Genomic DNA, 18,068 nt, shown 5'->3' with positions numbered 1-18,068 from the left:
GACTGTCTATCAACGGCGGGACCTCAATACATTCGCCGAGTAACCCGGCATCGGCACGGGGGTCGACCGCAGTCGATGTGCGGCAGAGGCCACGATGCCGCAAATTGGGCGAGCGAGCGCACCTGCTGATGGTCGCGCTGGCACAACTCGCACGGGCAGGCGATGAGGATCATCTCGGCTTCCGGACCATCGTAATGCTGCAAGGCACGCCGCCAGTTCTCCTGGGCGATCCGCGCGGGCCCAACCCAGTCACGGCCCTCCTCGACAGAGAACTTCGTCATGTCCGAGCGGAGACGACCGGCGAGCAACCAGTCCTGCTTCAGCTCATAGCCGACAGCTCGCTCGCTCGCGATCTGCCAATAGACGTCCCCGTTTCTCGAGGCGTGTCCGAACCGGGCTGTCTGTTCAGCGTGTACGCGGTCCCAGTCCCACTCCGTCACGTCGAAGTACCCGAGGCGTTTCAGGAACGTCGCTCGCTGCTTCGCAGCCTTATCCAACGCCGTATACGCGGTCGCTTGCTCCGGAGTAAAGGCGGCCCGTTGGCCGTCGACGGTGCGCATCGCGATCTGCTGCCCGCACGACGGGCACTTCCCGCGCGACTTCGGCGGGTTCTCCAGGACCTCACCGCATGACGGGCACGCGATCGCCGTGGAGTCCGACTCAGCGTCCCGGAACGCGGCCGCTTTCCGCGCCCGATCCTCAAACTCGGGGTGCCGACCAGAGCGCGCCAAGTACCGTTCGAGAACCTGCACCTCCTCGACGTAACGCTTCTGCTTCCGGAGGACGACAGCGGCGTCGCGGTAGTGCCCCGGCGCCACACCGTGACTCTCGACGGCGTCTTGACGCTCGGTCGCCTCGATGCACTCGTAGGCGAGCGCCAGCGACTCGACAAGCTTGCCTTCGGCCCGCAGACGATCGACCTCCGGCGCCCACTCGGTGAAATGCTTTCCCCGGAACGAGCCGGCGACCTGCGCACGCCGCCGCTCGGCGTCAAAGTCAGGTAGCGCGGGTCTCCCGAGAACGTCGTTTTCGTCGTTCTTCGCGCGCCCGAACAGGCGGTCCAACAGTCCCATGGCGGGTCCCCCCAAGTGTCAGTTGAGCCGAGCTTACGGGACGCGGCCCCCGGAGATCCGCGCTCTAACGCAAGCACCGCGAGCGGGTGCCGGACGTCAACGGTCTCATGACCGTCCTGTAGCCGATCGCTGAGCGGGTTCAGGATCCGGCTGAGGTGCTGAGTTCGACACGCTCCGATTGGAGATCCTCGCTGATCCATGGCTGGGTCACGGGCCTCCGCGAGTGGTCGTGCGCGACTACTCCTGGATCCAGCGCGACTCACCATCGAGATCCTCGACGACAAACTTGTACCGCTTGCGGATGCCATCCCGCGACGTGTCACGTGAGCACTGATCCGGTCGAGAAGCTGCAGGAGGAGTCGATTCGGGTCTCTGGTTTCCCATCATTTACCCATCAGATTGACCCGTGAATTGCCCCAATCGACCGGGTAGAATCGGACACAGCGAACTGCCTGGTTCCCTGTAAACACAAGGGAATCCGTGGGTTTTCGGAGATTTTCGGAGGCGACCGAAAGAGGCCTGGATCCTCCAAGGGGTCGCGTGTTCGAATCACGTCAGCCCGACCAAACTCAAACGCCCGGTAAATTGCCTAATTTATCGGGCGTTTCCAGCGGAAGCGACTTGAGAGTCGCTTCAGTTTCGCTATCCACATTCGGAGCTTATGGGTGAACTCACTTCTGGTAGGTCGCCGGGCGTCAGCCGACACCCGGACGCTCAGCAGGAACCCTCAACGGACACAGATCAGGAGGGGCGAACGATCCGCGGCACGGTCGGTCGTTAGAATTCGACCAGGATTCCGTCCTCGTCGCTGTAGAGCTTGGCGCCAGGCCGGAAGGTCACGCCGCCGAATTGAAGGACGATATCCGCTTCGCCTTCGCCGGTCTTGGTGCTCTTCCTCGGGTTGCTTCCAACTGCTTTGATTCCGATTGGGATCTCCGAGATGGCGACTCGATCGCGGATCGCACCGTAGATCACGACGCCGGCCCAGCCATTGTCGGACGCGATCTTCGCGATCATGTCGCCCATGAGGGCTCTCTCGACTGATCCGCCACCATCGACGACCAGAACACTTCCGTCGCCGGGGGACGACACGACGGACTTGAGAAGCGCATTGTCCTCGAAACACTTCACCGTGCGGATGGGCCCTTCAAACTTCGCGTGGGCACCGAAGAGCTGGAGTTGAAGCGGGAGGGACTGGATATCCTCGCCGAGTTCGTCGTACAGATCAGCAGTAGTCGTTGACATGTCGTCCCTTCCAATGGAGCAATTGTCGTGGTCGACCACATCTCCATGGCCATATTGCAGGTTATAACCGATATCACTTGCAACGCTACTTATTCTCGTCATTGGCGAATTTTCATAGGATTTGCTGCCTAGTATGGCGAACACAGGTTATAACCTGCTATCTTCGGCCCCGGAGGAAATAATGACGCCCGCACCTGGAAGCACGAAGAGCCTGTTCGCATATGACCTTGTTCGCGCTCGGATCCTGAGACACGAATACCGTCCGGGCCAGCTGATCAACCAGGCTGCGCTGGCTCAGGAACTAGGGATCAGCACGACCCCTCTGCGTGAGGCACTTCGCCGACTTGAGTCGGAAGACCTGGTCGAGTTGCGGTCGCACAGCGACGCGCGCGTGACTGCACTCACCGCTGAGGATGCCCGTGATCTGCTGGAGCTTCGGCTCGCTCTTGACCCCCTGGCGGTAGCACTCGCCGCCGAGCGGCGGACAAAGTCCGACATCGCGCGGATGCGGGACGCACAGGCCGGCATGATCGCGCTTCCTAACGAGCCTTCAATCGAAAATCTGGTGGCTCACCGAAAATTTCACCAGTCTCTTTACACCGCCTCCCACAATGAGGCGCTCATCCGTACCCTCGACGGGTTGTGGGACAAGGCCGACCGTTACCGCATCGTGGGCCTGGAGGTAAAACGAGACCAGGAGGAGCGGGACCAGCGCACCAGCGAACACCATTCGCTCCTCGATATGGTCATCGCCGGCGATGCAGACGGCGCGGCTGAGGTCATGCGGACCCACATCGCTGTGAGCCTCGGAGCCAAGGCAGCCCGTCGTCTCGTATCCGACGGGACACAGGAAGGCGTCGCCTAACCTCTTTCGACGCGGACGGCTGAGTCATCGGTCGCCAATCTCGCAATTCCGGATCTAATCGGGCAAGCGCCCGCCCCAAGCACTCAAAGGAGAGATGCATGAGCATCCAGCACCATCACCACGTGGCGAACGGATACGGGTCATGACCGCCGTGACCGAACGTCCAGCCCAGGATGCGCGGCCGATTGAGGACTACCCGACGCCCCGGTATCGCAAGATCCTTGGGGTCGATCGCAGCACCTTGCTTTACTGGGTTGTCATCATCCTGCTTGCGCTCTTCGTGCTCGCGCCGGTCGTGCCCACCCTCATCCAAGCGCTGGTCGACCGGCCGCTCTATGAAGAGGGCGGCATCTTCACCCTCGATAACTTCAGCAGGCTGTTCACCGAAGCGGGCTTTGGTCAGGTTGCGCTCAACACCCTTGCTTTCGCCGGCCTCACCACAATCCTGACCTTGCTCATTGCCATTCCGATGGCAATCGTCGTCGTGCGGACCGACATTCCCGGCCGGCGGTTCTTTGGCGCCGGTATGCAATGGCCGTTCTTCATCTCTTCCCTGATCCTCGGGTTCGGCTGGATCACCATGTACGGCCCTGCGGGCTTCGTCAGCACGTGGGTGCGACAGGCCATCGGCACGGTTCCATGGAACCTGTACACGATCCCCGGGATGGCGATCACAGAGGCAGTCGCCCTCGCTCCGATCGCCTACGTGTTCTGCGCCAATGCCCTCCGCAATGCGGATGCGAGCCTTGAGGGAGCAGCTCAGACCGTCGGCGCCGGCCCGTTCCGGATCCTGCGGTCCGTCGTGATCCCGATGCTGCGCCCGCCGGTTGTGTACAGCTCAATCCTCGTCTTCTCGATGTCCATCGAGACCCTCAGCATCCCGCTGCTTTACGGGCAGCCCGTTAACATCACAGTCTTCGCCACGTTCCTCTACAAGAACGGCCTGCAGTCGATCAACCCGGACTACGGAATCCTCGGTGCCGCATCCACCATCATCCTGCTGGTCACGATCCTGCTCGTCGCGATCCAGGCGAGACTGCTGAAGGATGCGAAGCGATTCGTCTCCGTGCGAGGAAAGGCCACCCGCCCCCGCCTCCTCGACCTGGGTTGGGTCAAGTACGTGGCCGTGGTGTTCGTGACCATCTACCTCGTCTTCGGCGCGCTCATCCCTATCGGCGGGCTGGTGTTCCGCTCGTTCACCACCTTCTTCACGCCCTTGGCTAACCCGTTCAACGCGCTGAGCATGACCAACTACATGCGGATCATCGAATTCCCGGTCTACGTCGCGTCGATCCGTAACAGCCTTATCGTCGCATCCGTCGGCGCCGTCCTCGTCTCGCTGCTCGCTACGATCGCCGTAGTCGTCGCCCGGCGCTCCACATTCCGGTATCGGCGGATCATCGAGTACCTCGCCCTCGCCCCACAGGCGATGCCCGGGCTGATCATCGGTATCGGCTTCTTCTGGGCTTTCGCGTACGCGCCGTTCGGCCTCGGGGGACTGGTTCAGGGAACGCTGGGCGCGATCATCATCGCGTTCGGGCTCCGAGCCCTGCCGAGCGCCTTCGGATCGATCGCTCCGGCCGTGATGCAGATCGGCGAGGAGATAGACAACGCCGCCCGGGTGTCCGGCGCCGATTGGATCCGGACCTTCACCCGGATCCTCGCCAGACTCCTGACCCCTGCGTTTGGAGCGGCACTCATTCTCACCTTCGTCGCCATGCTCAAGGAATACTCCCCGGCGATCTTCCTGGGCTCGGCCCAGACCAACATCATCGGCACCACGATGCTCGAACTCTGGGTTCAGGGTAACTCGGGCTCGGTCGCCGCACTCGCAACCATTCAAATCGTCATCACAGCAGTGTTCGTCGGCGTCGCCGGCCTGCTCATGCGCGGAAAGAAGGACTGACCAATGCCTGACGTCGTCATCTCTCAGCTCCACAAGGAGTTCAACGGGAACACCGTTCTCACCGAGATCGATATCCACGTGAAGGACGGTGAATTCTTCACCCTCCTCGGCCCATCCGGTTGCGGCAAGTCGACAACGCTCGCGTGCCTCGCCGGACTGGAGAAGCCCACGTCCGGTCACATTGCAATCGGCGATGCCGTCTTCTTCGACAGCGATAAGAAAACGTACGTTCCGCCTGAGGCCCGTAACCTCGGCATGGTGTTCCAGTCCTACGCGCTCTGGCCCCACATGACGCTCGAGCAGAACCTCGCCATGCCGTTGAACATCCGCAAGGTACCCAAGCCGGAACAGAAGAAGCTCATCTACGACGCGCTCGATAAGGTCGGCATGGCACACCTTATGAAGCGTTACCCCCACCAGCTGTCCGGCGGCCAGCAGCAGCGCATCGCCCTCGCGCGAGCGCTCGTGTATTCGCCCCGGGTCCTCCTACTGGATGAGCCGCTGTCAAACCTCGACGCGAAACTTCGTGAGCAGGCTCGCGTGTGGCTCAAGCGGCTGCAGTCCGATCTCGGGATCACAACGATCTACGTGACGCACGACCAGGAAGAAGCTCTGGCGATGAGTGACCGCATCGCGGTCATGTCCACCGGAAACGTCCTGCAGATCGGTACTCCCGAAGACATTTACGAACGACCGGCGACAGCCGAAGTAGCGGCCTTCATCGGTAAGTCCAACTTCATCGACGGCGTGATCGCCGAGTCAGGCAACGGTCGCGTGCGGATCTCGCTCGAGGGAAGCGACCAGCAGTTCGACATCGTCGCCGACGGCTATGCGACCGGCGACCTGGTCACGATCGCGTTCCGTCCGGAACTGGCAACCCTCTTCGATGGAAATGCGGTGCCGCCGGAAGCATCCGTCTCGCTGAGGGGCGATGTCCTCGCCGCATCGTACGTCGGGTCACGCGTCGAGTACTCGATCCGGTTCGGACCGCGCACATTGCTCGTGGATCATTACCGCGGCAACTTCAGTGGCACCGTCGGAGTCGCCGTCCCCACAGACGGAGTACGCATCTACCCCCGCACCCATGTCGTCTCGGATGACGTCGAGGCGCTGATGGCGGCGACCGTCTAGGCACCCCTCAAACCCCTCCGCTAATCGCCTCCCCGCGAGACGCGGAGCGGCAGTTGCTCGGCCCCCGCGCGCTGCTCAGCTCCACCTCTATCAATCGACACAAGGAAGTGTACCTATGAAGAAACACAGCTCTCTCTCCGCAACGCGTCCAGCCTCACGGCGCTGGCTACCCGCCGCCGCGCTCTCCGTGGCCGCGGTCACCATGCTCGCTGGTTGCGGCGGCAGCGGTGGCGAATCTGCAGCCCCGACCAACGAGATCGCAACAGGCGAATACCCCGACTACTACCCGGACGACTACCAGGACCTCGTCGACGCAGCCGAGAAAGAAGGCGGCACTCTCGAGATTTACTCGAACACCGACCAGGAGAACTGGGCGCCGATCTTCCGTGACTTCCAGAAGAAGTACCCGTTCGTGAAAACCATCAACGCGAACAACCTGGACAGCGACGAGGTTTTCCAGCGCGTTCTGAGCGAGCAGGCGACCGGCGGTACGGATGCCGACATCCTCGTCTCGAATGCGGCGCAGGCGTGGGCGAATTACATGGAGGCCGGTGACGAGATGATCACCGTTTACGATTCCCCAGAGACGGGCGAACTGCCGGACTTCGCGCAGCCCCTGCCCGGCGTTTACTCACTGTCGATGGACCCAGCTGGCATCACGTACAACACCTCGCTGCTCCCCGAAGGCCCGACGGGATTCGAGGACCTCGCGAACAAGATTGAGGACGACCCCGACACATACGCGAACAAGATTACCACTCGCGATGTCACCGGCTCGTTCGGCTTCACCGTGAGCCAGGCCTACATGGATGCCCGCCCTGATGCCTGGAAGCACATGGAGACCATCCTTCCGAACGCTCTGCCCGAGAGCTCGTCCGGAACACAAGGTGAGAAGATCCTCGCCGGTGAATACGTGACCGGATTCTTCATCAGCACCGCACCTTCGTATCCAATCGTCGAAAGTAGTGGCGGACTGTACGAGGTTGTCTTCCCCGACGACGGCACCGTCGTCCTCCCGCGTGGAATCAGCATCGCGCCGGAAGCCCCGCACACGAACACAGCGAAGCTCTTTATGGACTTCGTGCTCTCGGATGAAGGCCAGCACGCCGTGGCCGAAGGTGGGCTCACTTCCTACCGTGAGTCCGTCGAGGCCGCTGAAGGTCTGCACACCTACCAGGAAGTCGTCGACACGGTCGGTGAGGACCAGGTGATCCTCGGAAGCTACGAACTCATCCCACAGGACGAGGTCGACGCCTTCATCGAGAAGTGGAACGGCCTACTCGGTTAGCCCGCTGGGGTGCTCCGCGACGTCACCGGAGCACCCCATGCTTCACCTTCGACAAACGCACTACAGGAGTCCACATGAGCGACCAGACAGTCCCGATGAACCGCCTCGCCGATCTCGGCGTCCGCATCCTCGAGGCGCACGGAGTGCCAGCACAGGATGCCAGGCTCGTCGCGGACAGTCTCGTCGTCGCCGACGCGTGGGGTCACCCGTCGCACGGGATGCTTCGCCTCGACTGGTACGTCGCGCGCCTCCGGTCTGGTGCGATGAAGGCCGTCACCGAGGAGACGACGGTTGTCGACCTGGGGGCGCTTGCCGTCATCGACGGTAACGACGGCATCGGACAGATCGTCACCGATCGAGCCTGTGCCGGCGCTGTCGCCCGTGCGAAGCAGCACGGCGTCGGAGTAGTCGGCGTCCGAAACAGCAACCACTTCGGGACGGCCGCATATTGGACCCGCCGGATGGCTGCCGAAGGCATGGTGGGAATCCTCACCACGAACGGCAGCCCCGCGATGGCACCCTGGGGAGGCCGCGAGAAGACCGTCGGGGCCAACCCCTGGTCGATCGCCACCCCGGGAGGATCCCACGGTCCAGTGGTCCTGGACATCGCGAACATTATCGTTGCCCGGGGGAAAATCTACAGCGCGCTTCAGAAAGGCGAGACCATCCCGGAGCACTGGGCACTGGACTCCAACGGGGCGCCCACCATCGATCCGCAGAGCGCGATCGACGGCCTGATCCTCCCGATGGCAGGCCACAAAGGCTACGGAATCTCGTTCATGATGGACGTCCTCTCCGGCGTTCTCACGGGGAGTGGTTTCGGGCCGAGTGTTGTCGGCCCCTACGTACCCGATCAACGAAGCGGATGCGGCCACCTCGCTATTGCACTCGACATTGAGGCCATGATCGGCCGGGAGGCGTTCGGTCAGCGGATCGACGAACTCATCGACCTCACTAAGAACGTTCCTCGTGCCGTCGGCGTCGACGAAGTTTTCTACCCCGGTGAGCTCGAAGACCGCGCCCACGTGCGCTCGGCCGCTGACGGCGTCTTCCTGCCAGCCAAGACGGTCAACGAACTGCGCGCCCTCGCCGCCGACGCTGGCGTCGAGTTCGCCCTGGACAGCGTGGAGGTCTGATGTTCACCGTCATAGTCACCCTCGACGTCCATGAGGACCGCCTCAACGAATTCATCGCCGGCATCGAAGCCAATTCGAAGGCGACCCTTCGCGACGAGCCAGGCTGCATCCGATTCGACGTCCACCGATCAGCCGCCAGCCCTACCCGCTTCTACTTCTACGAGATCTACGTGACCCGCCACGCATTCGAAATCGCACACCGGCAGGCCCCTCACTACGCCGTGTGGAGAGAGGTGGTGGCCCGGTGCGTGGTAGCGGGAACGCAGTCCAACGCCTACGCATCTCCGCTCTTTCCCGGCGAAATCCCTGAGCGCAACGAGGTGACCGCGTGAACGGGGAACAAAGAGCCGTGACCGGCTCGCGACTGATCGACACCGCGACAGAGTCCGTCCGCGTCGCAGATCTCAGCTCCCTCGAGTACGCGCGCATGCCGTACAGTCTTCGGCCGATCCTCGAGTCCATCGTCCGCCGCTACGGGGCCGACCACGAGCAGGTCACGTCGCTCCTCAACTGGAAGCGAGCCGCAGAACGGGGTGAGGCGGTGGACCTCCACGCCACCCGCGTGTTTCTGCACGACACCAACGGCGTTCCCACCGTGGTGGATCTTGCGGCCATGCGCCACGCCGCCACAACCATCGGCGCTGACCCTGCCCTGGTGAACCCTCAGATCCCTGCCGAGCTGGTCATTGACCATTCCGTGATCGTTGACGTCTTTGGCACTGGGAACGCCTTCCAGCGGAACGTCGAAATCGAGTTCGAGCGTAACGCCGAACGGTACCGCTTCCTCCGCTGGGGCCAGCACTCATTCGACGATTTCGCCGTCGTCCCGCCCGGCACAGGAATCATGCACCAGGTGAACATCGAGCACCTCGCGAGAGTCATCGAGCACAAGGACGGTTGGGCTTTTCCCGACGTCTGCCTGGGCACTGACTCACACACGACCATGGTCGACGCGCTGGGCGTCCTCGGATGGGGGATCGGCGGAATCGAAGCCGAAGCCGTCATGCTCGGCGAACCATTCACGATGGTCGTTCCGCCTGTTCTCGGCGTGCACCTCACTGGTCGGTTGCCCGACGGCGCCACCACGACGGACCTCGTCCTCCGGATCACAGAGCGACTCCGCCAGCACGGCGTAGTCAACAGTTTCGTCGAGTTCTTCGGCCCGGCACTCCGCACAATGACTGTGGCCGATCGAGCCACGATCTCCAACATGTGCCCTGAGTTCGGTGCCACTTGTGCCTACTTCCCGATCGACGAGGCAACCATTGACTACCTCCGGTTCACCGGCCGCGCCGAAGCGCATGTCGACCTTGTCGAAACGTATGCCCGTGAACAGGGACTCTGGTATGAGGCATCCGCCACCATCGACTACACGGAAGAGATCGAACTCGATCTCGCGTCGATCGTTCCGTCGATTGCCGGTCCGCGGCGGCCCCAGGACCGCGTAAACCTGGCCGACGCCCGCGAGACATTCCGAACGGACCTGCAGGAACTGACCCAGCAGAGCCCGGAGGATCCGGCCCCGACCATCGACCTGGGCGTGGAGCAGGTACAGCTGCGCAACGGAAGCGTCGCCATCGCCGCGATCACGTCCTGCACGAACACCTCCAACCCGCAGGTCATGGTCGCCGCAGGCCTCCTCGCCCGGAATGCGGTGTCCCGGGGGCTCTCAACCAAACCCTGGGTGAAGACGAGCCTGTCGCCCGGTTCCCGTGTCGTGACGGACTACTTCGATCTTGCCGGACTCACCGACCCCCTCGACCAGCTCGGATTCAACCTCGCCGGGTACGGCTGCATGACCTGCATCGGCGCGTCCGGGCCGCTCATCGACGCTGTGCAGGACGCAGTCCGAAGCGACGGAATCAGCGTCGCCGCGGTGCTGTCCGGAAACCGAAACTTCGACGGCCGGATCAACCCCGACGTGCGCCTTAACTACCTCGCATCGCCGCCGCTCGTCGTTGCCTATGCCATCGCCGGCACCGTGGACTTCGATTTCGACGCGGAACCACTCGGCCGGGACTCAACCGGCGAGGACGTCTACCTCCGCGACATCTGGCCAACCAGCGAAGAGATCACCGATCTCGTGCGAGCCTCAGTCGATCCTCAGATGTTCGCCGATGCGTACTCGCAGGTGTTCCGCGGTGACCACAACTGGCAGGCTATCGACGCGCCGACGTCCGCCCTCTACGACTGGGACGAGGACTCCACGTATCTTCGTCGCCCGCCCTACTTCGACGGCATGACCCCTGCCCCGCCCCTCCTTGGTGACATCGAGGGGGCCCGCGTTCTCGCGAAACTCGGCGACCAGATCACGACGGACCATCTGTCGCCGGCGGGTGCGATCCCGTCACACACCCCAGCCGGGCAATATCTCCTGGAGCGCGGAGTCCAACGGTTCGAGCTCAACACCTATGCGTCCCGCCGCGGAAACCACGAGGTGATGATGCGGGGGACGCTCGCAAACGTACGCTTGCGGAATCACCTCGTTCCTGAGCGAGAGGGTGGAATCACCCAGGACCTGGTGGAGAACACGGGGGAGCGGACCATCTACGACGCGGCGATGATCGCCGCCAAACATGACGTTCCTCTCCTCATCCTCGGAGGGGCGCTCTACGGCGCGGGTTCCTCGCGTGACTGGGCAGCGAAGGGCCCGGCGTTGCTTGGAGTGAAAGCCGTCCTGGCTGAGGACTTCGAACGGATTCACCGATCGAACCTCATCGGGATGGGAGTCCTGCCGCTTGAATACCTCCCTGGCGAAAACGCGGAAACGCTGGGCCTGACCGGTCTCGAGACGTTTGACATCCGTGGTCTCGGCGCTGACGCATCCGCCGCTGAGGTGGTGATCGTCGCGGATGGCAAGACGTTCCGCGCACGGGTACGCCTCGACACTCAACGTGAGCGGGATTACTATCGGCACGGCGGAATCCTCCACTTCGTCCTGCGCAAGCTGACCGCATGAAAGCCGCGGGGGCCGGACTCGGCGGGTGGGCACCGATTCTCGTCCACGCAATCCTCGTCCAGATTTTCACCTACTCATTCCGTCCCGCGCTGTCCTACGGCGTTCTCGAGGCGGGCGGATCAGTCGCGCTGCTCGGGGTCATCGGCACCGTCTTCGCGGTGCCGGCGCTCGCACTGGCGCTGCCGTCGGGCCGAATTGTAGACCGGGTAGGAGAACGCGCCGTCGCTGTCACGGGTGCACTGATCCTCACTGCTGCGGCGATCGTCGCTTTCGTCGGACTCGGTTCGATCCCCATGATGTTTGCTGCCACCTTCCTCCTCGGAATGGGGCACCTCCTGAGCGTTGTCAGTGAGCAGTCGGCGGTGGCAAATCGGTCCATCGCCGGCAAACGGGAGAACGCCTTCGGGCTGTACACCCTCTGCACGTCCGTCGGCCAGATTCTCGGCCCGCTGCTGCTTGCGATCCCTCATCCCGACCACGAAGGCCCCTGGCTGACGGTGCTCTTCGGCGTATGCATCAGCCTGGCCATGCTGCTGACTCTCAGCAGCATGGTAATGAAGTCCGCCGTCCTCGCCTACCGAGCGGAAGTCCCCGGAATGGTCGCGTCCTCGACGGGGCTCCTACGATCGCGCGGCGTCGTCCGCGCACTCATCAGCAGCAGCCTCGCTCTCGCGTCTGTCGACGTCACCTTGGCCTTCTGGCCCGCGCTCGGCGAAGAGCGCGACCTGCCCGTCGCCGCGATCAGCGCCATGCTCGTCGTCCGCGCGATGAGCACCATGGCCTCGCGGGGATTCCTGCCCGTCATGGTTCGCCGGATTCCGCGGCAAGTTCTGCTCGCATCATCCCTTGCGCTGTCGGCAGCTGCGCTCCTCGGAATCGCACTACCGGTTCCGACGTTTGGGCTCATCGCCCTGGCTGTCATCTACGGATTGGCCATCGGCGTGTGCCAGCCCATCACAATGTCTTGGCTTGCCGACGAATCACCGGACGGACAGCAGGGGATGGCCATGTCTCTACGGCTTGCTGGCAACCGGATCGGCCAGTCGACGATCCCGGTGACCGTGGGTGCCATTGCACCGGCGGCGGGCGCTGCCGGAGTCATGATCCTGACCGCCGTTTCCCTCGTCGGAGCTGCTGTCGTGTCGCTGGGAAGACGGCGGTCACGATGAGCGTCCACGCAGCCCACTCAAGCCCCACACACCGTTCCAGGAGCATCCGTTCCTGGGGCAGAACCTCGAGTCCGTTAACGAGGCCGAGCACAGAAAGAAAGAAGACACACTGTGAGCATTGACAAGAAGTACCGCCTCGCCGTTCTCAACGGAGACGGTATCGGCCCGGAGATTGTGCCGGCGTCCGTCGCGATTCTGGACGCTGCCGTCAACGCCGTCGGCGCGCCGGCGATCGACTGGACCGAACTGCCGCTCGGTCGTTCCGCTATCAGCACCCACGGAACGGCCGTGCCCGACTCCACCCTCGACGCTCTCGCAGACGTCGACGCCTGGCTGTTGGGCCCTCACGACAGCGCGAGCTACCCGGAACCCCACAAGTCCGAACTGAATCCTTCAGGTACGATCCGCAAGCACTTCCAACTGTTCGCGAACATCCGCCCCGCGAAAGCGTTCCCGCGCGGCAACGCCATCGTCGAAAACACGGACCTGGTCATCGTCCGCGAAAACACTGAAGGCTTCTACGCCGATCGCAACACCTTTGCCGGCACCGGCGAAATGATGCCGACCCCCGACGTCGCCATCATGCACGGCATTATCACCCGGGCCGCGACGACACGTATTGCTCACTCAGCGTTCCGCCTCGCGATGACACGGGACAAGCGCGTGACAATCGTTCACAAAGCCAACGTCCTCAAGATGACGACCGGACTGTTCCGGGATGTCTGCCTCGATGTGGCCAAGGAGTACCCCGAGGTCACTGTTAACGACTTCCACATCGACGCAGTAACCGTTCACCTGGTCCGACGCGCCGACAAGTTCGACGTGATCGTCACCGAGAACATGTTCGGTGACATCCTCTCCGACCTCGCTGGCGAAGTGGCGGGATCACTCGGGATCGCCCCGTCGCTCAACTCTTCCGACACCCACGCCATGGCGCAGGCGTCCCACGGGAGCGCCCCAGACATCGCGGGCAAAAACATCGCGAACCCGATCGCGATGATCTTGTCATCAGCCATGGTTCTTCGCTGGCTCGGTGAGAAATTCGACGACGACGGCATTGCTGCTGCGGCGGCGAAGGTCGAAGCTGCCGTCGAACTCACGGTGAGTGAGGGAACAGTCACGCCCGATATGGGCGGAACCGCCAGCACGAGCGAATTCACCGACGCCGTGGTGAGGGCAGTCGCACGCGTCTGACCCATCGGGTGCGCGGGCGGTCCATTCGCCCGCGCACCGTCACCCACTCTGGAGACAAACATTATGAGCAGCACACGAACACCCCTGATTGCCCTCATCAGCGCCACCCCGGTCGCCATTCCCCCGGTGAAGGAGGCATTTGCCGCGCTGTTCCCCGAAGCGGAGCTGTGGAACATCCTCGACGACCGTTTGTTGCAGGCTGCCGACACAGCGGGCGGTCTCACGCCTGAGCTTGCCGAACGGATGCACCGGCTCATCCGCCACGCTGTTTTGGAGGGGGCTGATGGAGTCCTCCTGACTTGCTCGATGTACGGCAACGCCCTGCAATCTGCCGACATAGACGTACCCGCTCAGACGGCGGACGAGGCCGCGTTTGAGGCAGCCGCGACTGCCGGCTACACCTCGATTGCGCTCGTGTCGTCAGCGAGCGCGCCCCTCGCCGACTCGGTCGCCCGCTTCACGGAATACAGCGAACGCAACGGTGCCAGCATCACCGTTCACGGCGTCGAGGCACCTACTGCGTTTGCCGCGGCCCGGACGGGGGACGTCGAGGCACTCGCCCATGCTCTCGCGGATGCCGTCCGGCAGGCGCCTGCCGTCGACGCGGTTCTGCTGGGGCAGTACTCGCTTGCCCCGGCGACGACACGCCTCGCCGAGCTGACGAAGCTTCCCGTCCTCGCGGGTCCGCAGATGGCGGCTCAATCGCTCCGCGCTCGGGTGGGCGGAGCTGAACAGTGATCGGGGCCATCGCTGACGACTTCACGGGAGGCACCGACGTCGCCGTCGCGTTCCGCCGTTCGGGTCTTCGCACGGTCGTGTTATTCGGCCTCCCGGGCGCCGATCTCGCCCTGCCCGCCACTGATGCTGTGGTCATCTCGCTCAAATCCAGGACGATCCCCGCGGCGGACGCGGTGCGTCAGTCCTTGGAGGCTGCCGCGTGGCTGCGGGCCCGCGGTGCCACCCAGCTCTTCTTCAAGTACTGCTCCACCTTCGATTCCACACCTCGGGGGAACATCGGCCCGGTCGCGGATGCTCTCGCGGATTTCGCCGACGCACTGGTCACCGTGGTGGTTCCGAGTTCGCCCGGACATGATCGCCGCCAGTTCATGGGCAACCTCTTCGTCGGGACACAACTGCTGAGCGAGTCCCCGATGCGGCATCACCCCCTCACCCCGATGAAGGACTCGTTCATCCCGCGTGTGCTGCAATCCCAGACCAGTCGGCCAGTCACGCTCCTCGACCATCGGACGGTGCAACGGGGTGCCGGTGCAATTGCCGAGGGCCTTGCCGACGCGGGGCGCGCGGGGGAGCGTTACGCCGTCGTCGACGCTGTGTCGGATGCCGATCTGGCAGCGATCGGCAAAGCCGTCCTCGACGCCCCCCTCGTCACCGGCGGGGCGGGAATGGCCGGTGCCCTCGGCGCCGCAATCGCGCGCCGCGGCGGCATCCTTGGCATCGGCGATTCGGCCGAAGCAGACCTCGTGGGCGACGTCCGCGCCGTCGTGCTCGCTGGCAGTTGTTCCGCGCGCACACTTGAGCAGATAGCGGAGGTGCAGGGCAGGCATCCGTCGCACCGGCTGGATGCTGTCGCGTCGCCGAACGCCGAGACGCTCGCCGAGAAGGCGCTCGGCTGGTTCGATCAGTTGCCCGACTCCGAACCCGCGCTCATCTACTCTTCGCTACCAGCTGATGAGCTTCGGGCGACCCAGGACGCACTCGGGGTGACCCGGGCGTCGGAAATCCTCGAGGGTGCCATGGCGATGATCGCGCAAGGGCTCGTCGCTCGCGATGTTCGCCGGCTCGTGGTTGCCGGAGGTGAGACATCGGGCGCGGTTGTCTCAGCGCTCAAAGTCGGAGGGGGAACCCTTGGAGTTGAGGCCGCACCGGGTGTGCCGTGGATATTCACCGTGGGGGAGCCGCAACGAGCCCTGCTGCTCAAGTCGGGAAACTTTGGCCCTCCCGAACTTCTTTTGACAGCATTACACGCCGGAAAACGACAGGGAGCCAGCCGTGAACAGTAACGAAACCAAGGTGCGACGAGACATCGTGAGCGCTGCGCGCTCACTGTTCAACCGAAACCTCACCCACGGCAGCACGGGCAACATCAGCGTGCGCGACGGGGAACGGATTTACGTGACCCCCACCGGAAGCAGTCTCGGCACAGTCGAGGCCGACGAACTCTCCGTCATCGACGCCACCGGAGCACATGTGGACGGCGCCCAGCCGTCAAAGGAAGCCTTCCTCCACGCCGCTGTGCTCCGCGCCCGTCCGGGAGACACGGCCGTCGTGCACACGCACTCCACCCACAGCGCTGCCGTGTCCTGCCTCGCCGGACTCGACCCCGAGAATGCCATCCCTCCGCTCACCGCGTACTTCGCCATGCGAATCGGCCGACTGCCGCTGCTGCCCTACCACGCACCCGGCGACGACACCCTCGGCCCGCTCGCAGAGAGCATCGCCCATACCAGCCGCGCGCTGCTGCTCTCGAATCATGGACCCGTCGTGGCCGGTACCACCCTCAGCGCCGCGATGGATGCACTCGAAGAGCTTGAAGAGACGGCCAAACTGTTCCTCCTGCTTCACGGCAGAGACGTCCGACCGCTGAACCAGGCCCAGATCGACCTGCTCGCCGCTCCCTGACTCCAATTTGGCTCCGCGAAAGGACGTCGATGTTCTACTCAATCAACCCGGCAACGGGGGAACAGCTCGCGCAGTTCCCACTCCACACCAATGAAGAGGTCGATGCCGCACTCGAGCGTGCCGTCTCCACGCAGCGACAGTGGCGTCGGACACCCATCCAGGAACGCATGCCCCTCCTCGCCCGGATGGCCGAGGTCCTCCGGGGCGACAGCGAACGCTTCGCGCAAGCGATCACGCGTGAAATGGGCAAACCGATCGCCGAGTCGCGGGGTGAGATCGAGAAGTCGGCGGTGACCCTCGAACACTATGCCACTCATGCCGCGCAGTATCTCTCCTTCGGAGAGATCCCGTCCGATGCCACCGAGAGCGGTGTCACGTTCGAGCCGCTCGGCGTGGTGCTCGCGATTATGCCGTGGAACTACCCGTTCTGGCAGTTCTTCCGGTTTGCCGCGCCAGCACTTGCGGCGGGGAACGGAGCGATCCTCAAGCACGCGGCTAACGTGCCCGAGTGTGCCCGGCTGGTGGAGGAAATCTTCCATGACGCTGGCGGACCAGACGGCCTGTTCGCATCTCTGCTAATCAACTCTGGCGACGTCCAAGCGATCATCGAGGACGACCGGATCGCCGCAGTTACGCTGACCGGCTCAACTCAGGTGGGAGCAATCGTCGCGGCGCAGGCTGGTGCGGCGCTGAAGAAGCAGGTCCTCGAACTCGGCGGCTCAGACCCGTTCATAGTGCTGGCTGACGCCGACCTCGACGCCGCAGCGACAACGGCTGTGAAGTCGCGGTTCACGGCGAACGGCCAGAGCTGCGTCAATGCGAAGCGCTTCCTCATCGAGGAGAGTGTGGCGGACGAATTCGTTGCCCTCTTCGTACAGAAGGCGGCCGCACTTACGCTCGGCGACCCGCTCGACGAATCCACCTCGATCGGGCCGATGGCGAGGGCAAACCTGCGGGACGCTCTCCACGACCAAGTGGAGCGGACCGTCGCGGGCGGAGCAACAGTACTCCTCGGTGGTCGGCCGACCGAGGGGCGCGGATTCTTCTACCCACCGACGATCCTCGATCACGTGAGCCCTGACGCGGCCGCCTTCAACGAGGAGACCTTCGGCCCGGTAGCGAGTATTACCCGCGTCGCGAACGTTGAGGAGGCAATCGACCTGGCGAACCGTAGCGAGTTCGGCCTCGCAGCGACTATCTGGACCTCCAATTTGGCTGTTGCGAGAGAGATGATCCCGCAGATAGATGCGGGTGCCGTCTTCGTCAACGGTCAGGTCGCCTCTGACCCGCGACTCCCATTCGGTGGGATCAAGAAGTCCGGGTATGGCCGAGAACTCGGAGAATACGGCATCAGAGAATTCGTCAATATCAAGACCGTGTGGATTGGACCTGGAAAATGAAGTCTCCCGCTGAAAGAGCCAACCAAAAATCATCCGTCTTCCGGCCCGACGAACTTCCATTC

Annotated in this window: 16 protein-coding genes; 14 read left to right on the top strand and 2 right to left on the bottom strand. The window is 63.5% G+C overall.

Annotated features, from left to right (window positions below; genetic code table 11):
• Positions 1-23: 23 nt before the first annotated feature.
• On the bottom strand, positions 24-1,073 hold the full coding sequence (locus tag AC1C2M_RS06325; RefSeq protein WP_495435612.1) for a hypothetical protein: 1,050 nt from the start codon (positions 1,071-1,073) through the stop codon (positions 24-26).
• 198 nt (positions 1,074-1,271) lie between these two features.
• Between AC1C2M_RS06325 and AC1C2M_RS06320 the strand changes: the two genes are divergently transcribed.
• Positions 1,272-1,400, top strand: coding sequence for a hypothetical protein (locus AC1C2M_RS06320; protein ID WP_495435611.1), 129 nt, complete (start codon positions 1,272-1,274; stop codon positions 1,398-1,400).
• Positions 1,401-1,850: 450 nt separating this feature from the next.
• On the opposite strand, the gene rraA is transcribed toward AC1C2M_RS06320, so the two are convergent.
• The gene (gene rraA, locus AC1C2M_RS06315) at positions 1,851-2,318 is read right to left on the bottom strand and encodes a ribonuclease E activity regulator RraA (protein ID WP_495435610.1); all 468 of its coding nucleotides are present in this window, start codon (positions 2,316-2,318) and stop codon (positions 1,851-1,853) included.
• Positions 2,319-2,499: 181 nt separating this feature from the next.
• Here rraA and AC1C2M_RS06310 point away from each other — a divergent pair, with 181 nt between their 5' ends.
• The 13 genes from AC1C2M_RS06310 to AC1C2M_RS06250 all read left to right on the top strand — a co-directional run bounded on the left by AC1C2M_RS06310 (position 2,500) and on the right by AC1C2M_RS06250 (position 18,006).
• Positions 2,500-3,183, top strand: a complete 684-nt coding sequence (locus AC1C2M_RS06310) for a GntR family transcriptional regulator (RefSeq protein WP_495435609.1) — start codon at positions 2,500-2,502, stop codon at positions 3,181-3,183.
• A 142-nt stretch (positions 3,184-3,325) separates the two neighbouring features.
• Positions 3,326-5,089, top strand: coding sequence for an ABC transporter permease (locus AC1C2M_RS06305; protein ID WP_495435608.1), 1,764 nt, complete (start codon positions 3,326-3,328; stop codon positions 5,087-5,089).
• 3 nt (positions 5,090-5,092) lie between these two features.
• Complete coding sequence (locus tag AC1C2M_RS06300) at positions 5,093-6,220, top strand: ABC transporter ATP-binding protein (protein ID WP_495435607.1); 1,128 nt, start codon at positions 5,093-5,095, stop codon at positions 6,218-6,220.
• 115 nt (positions 6,221-6,335) lie between these two features.
• Complete coding sequence (locus tag AC1C2M_RS06295) at positions 6,336-7,508, top strand: ABC transporter substrate-binding protein (RefSeq protein ID WP_495435606.1); 1,173 nt, start codon at positions 6,336-6,338, stop codon at positions 7,506-7,508.
• Between the two features lie 74 nt (positions 7,509-7,582).
• Positions 7,583-8,644 carry an Ldh family oxidoreductase gene (locus AC1C2M_RS06290; RefSeq protein WP_495435605.1) on the top strand — a complete coding sequence of 354 codons (1,062 nt, stop codon included), beginning with the start codon at positions 7,583-7,585 and terminating at the stop codon, positions 8,642-8,644.
• Entirely contained in the window at positions 8,644-8,976 is a 333-nt protein-coding gene (locus AC1C2M_RS06285; RefSeq protein WP_495435604.1) for a putative quinol monooxygenase, read from the top strand. The genes AC1C2M_RS06290 and AC1C2M_RS06285 overlap by 1 nt, the downstream gene beginning before the upstream one ends.
• A gap of 17 nt (positions 8,977-8,993) precedes the next feature.
• On the top strand, positions 8,994-11,603 hold the full coding sequence (gene acnA / locus AC1C2M_RS06280) for an aconitate hydratase AcnA (RefSeq protein WP_495435603.1): 2,610 nt from the start codon (positions 8,994-8,996) through the stop codon (positions 11,601-11,603).
• Positions 11,600-12,772 carry an MFS transporter gene (locus AC1C2M_RS06275; RefSeq protein ID WP_495435602.1) on the top strand — a complete coding sequence of 391 codons (1,173 nt, stop codon included), beginning with the start codon at positions 11,600-11,602 and terminating at the stop codon, positions 12,770-12,772. The genes acnA and AC1C2M_RS06275 overlap by 4 nt, the downstream gene beginning before the upstream one ends.
• Positions 12,773-12,883: 111 nt before the next feature.
• Entirely contained in the window at positions 12,884-13,966 is a 1,083-nt protein-coding gene (locus AC1C2M_RS06270) for an isocitrate/isopropylmalate dehydrogenase family protein (RefSeq protein ID WP_495435601.1), read from the top strand.
• A gap of 63 nt (positions 13,967-14,029) precedes the next feature.
• A complete protein-coding gene (locus tag AC1C2M_RS06265) occupies positions 14,030-14,704 on the top strand; it encodes a hypothetical protein (protein WP_495435600.1) in 675 nt (224 codons plus the stop codon).
• Positions 14,701-15,987, top strand: coding sequence for a 3-oxo-tetronate kinase (otnK, locus tag AC1C2M_RS06260; RefSeq protein ID WP_495435599.1), 1,287 nt, complete (start codon positions 14,701-14,703; stop codon positions 15,985-15,987). The genes AC1C2M_RS06265 and otnK overlap by 4 nt, the downstream gene beginning before the upstream one ends.
• Positions 15,977-16,606 carry a 3-oxo-tetronate 4-phosphate decarboxylase gene (gene otnC, locus AC1C2M_RS06255; protein WP_495435598.1) on the top strand — a complete coding sequence of 210 codons (630 nt, stop codon included), beginning with the start codon at positions 15,977-15,979 and terminating at the stop codon, positions 16,604-16,606. The genes otnK and otnC overlap by 11 nt, the downstream gene beginning before the upstream one ends.
• Entirely contained in the window at positions 16,603-18,006 is a 1,404-nt protein-coding gene (locus tag AC1C2M_RS06250; RefSeq protein WP_495435699.1) for an NAD-dependent succinate-semialdehyde dehydrogenase, read from the top strand. Before otnC ends, AC1C2M_RS06250 begins: the two co-directional genes overlap by 4 nt.
• Positions 18,007-18,068: the final 62 nt, after the last annotated feature.

The sequence above is a fragment of the Mycetocola sp. Y444 genome (genome assembly GCF_059445295.1).
This window is presented reverse-complemented; position numbering and strand designations above follow the sequence as displayed.